The sequence below is a fragment of the Rubrivirga sp. genome, assembly GCF_049648075.1.
Classification (GTDB): domain Bacteria; phylum Bacteroidota; class Rhodothermia; order Rhodothermales; family Rubricoccaceae; genus Rubrivirga.
This window is the reverse complement of sequence record NZ_JBARYR010000466.1, coordinates 1-1,592: the sequence shown is the minus strand read 5'-3', so window position 1 is coordinate 1,592 and position 1,592 is coordinate 1. Positions and strand designations below refer to the sequence as shown.

Annotated in this window: 2 protein-coding genes; both read left to right on the top strand. The window is 68.6% G+C overall.

The features are described 5' to 3' along the window. Window positions 1-39: 39 nt before the first annotated feature. Window positions 40-1,311, top strand: a complete 1,272-nt coding sequence (locus WBA11_RS13265) for a hypothetical protein (protein WP_424521149.1) — start codon at window positions 40-42, stop codon at window positions 1,309-1,311. A 65-nt stretch (window positions 1,312-1,376) separates the two neighbouring features. Further along, window positions 1,377-1,523 (top strand): hypothetical protein, encoded by a 147-nt coding sequence (locus tag WBA11_RS13260; protein ID WP_424521148.1) that lies wholly within the window; start codon window positions 1,377-1,379, stop codon window positions 1,521-1,523. Window positions 1,524-1,592: the final 69 nt, after the last annotated feature.

Below are 1,592 nucleotides of genomic sequence, written 5' to 3'. Positions count from 1 at the left end.
GGCTCTTGGGTGTCGAGAGGGTCGCATCCCTTTGGCATCATGACCCGTTTTGTTCTCGTCCTGCTGATCGCATGGGGAAGCACGGCCGCTGCGCAGCACCACGACGAGGAGGATCGGCCGCCGTTCGAGTTGCGCCAGCCCCAGCCCGGCGATGGGCCGTTGTCGGTGTACCTCCGGCTCCTCGAGGCCGCCGACCGGTTTGAGCCACAGACGGGTTCGGACTCGTTCGTCAAGGGGCAGCTGGCCCAGTATGCTGGCAAGCTCGGGCTCCATCGCGAAGCGCTCCGCTGGGACGGCCTCGCGTACGGGCACGTCATCTCCGATTCCGTTGGTGTTCTCCCGCCAGGAACGAGCGCTCTCGACGCGGCGAACGAGATCGTCCGGCGAGCGGAGGACCGGCGTGTGGTGATGGTCAACGAGGCGCACCACGACGCGTCCTCGAGGCTGCTGACGTTCGACCTTCTCGAGCCGCTGTACGACCAGGGGTTCCGCTACCTCGCTGCCGAGACGTTTGCGCCTGATTCGATCCTGTCGGCGGTGACCGACTACCCGACCGTCGGGATGGGCTATTACACGAACGAACCCGTTTTTGGAGCGCTCGTACGGAAAGCGCTCCGGCTCGGGTACACGCTGGTGCGATACGAGCAGGATCGTGAGGACCCCGAGATCGACTCGCTGGACTACGGCCAGAACCGGGAGTATTGGCAGGCCCGCCACCTCAAGGAGCGCGTGTTCGACCTCGACGCCGATGCGCGGCTGCTGGTCCACGCCGGCTACGGGCACATACACGAGTCGCCCTCCGAGCACTCTACTCCGATGGGCTGGTACCTCCGTGAGCTGACGGGCACCGACCCGTTGACGGTGAGCCAGACCGAGGTTTGGGCCGCGAGCACGCCGGAGCACCGGCACCCCGCAGTTCGCGCTGCCCTCGAGGCCGGGCTGCTGACGGACCGGCCGGTCGTCCTCGAGGCCGGAGGCGAGCCGGTCACTGTCAGCCATCGCGAGATCCCGGTCGACCTCGTCGTGATCCGTCCGCCGACCTCGAGGCCGGTCGCGACGTTGGGCTACGGGGCGCTCCGCTCGCTCCCGCTTCCCGACGCGTGCGGCCCATGTGTGGTTGAGGTCCGCCGCAGTGACGAAGGCCCCGACGCTGTCCCCGTCGACCGCGTTGCCGTTGGCTACGCCGGCCTGCCGGCTCTCGAGGGCGGGACCGTCGAGATGCTAGGGCCGCGCGACGTGCCCCTCGTGGTCACCGTCCTCGACGGCACGTCGGACCGCGTGCTGGATCGCCGGATCGCCGTGGCGCGATAGCCGTCCTCGAGGGCGGAACCTCGACGCGGTCGAGTGCGACAACGAGACTCCCAAGAGATCTGCTCGTGTTTGCTCTTCCGCTCTCCGTCGTGTCCCGCTCGTCCGCGTTCGCGGCGGCGGCGGCGCTCTCGACCACGCAAGACGTCGTCCGCGGCGTGCTCCCGTCCTTGACGGACCAGGCTGATCCGGGGCTCGTCGCCGAAGAAACGTAGGCGCTCGTCTCGACAGTGACCGCTCGCGCCCTCGAGGTCGGGCTGCGGGGACAGCCGGAGGTGCAGGCA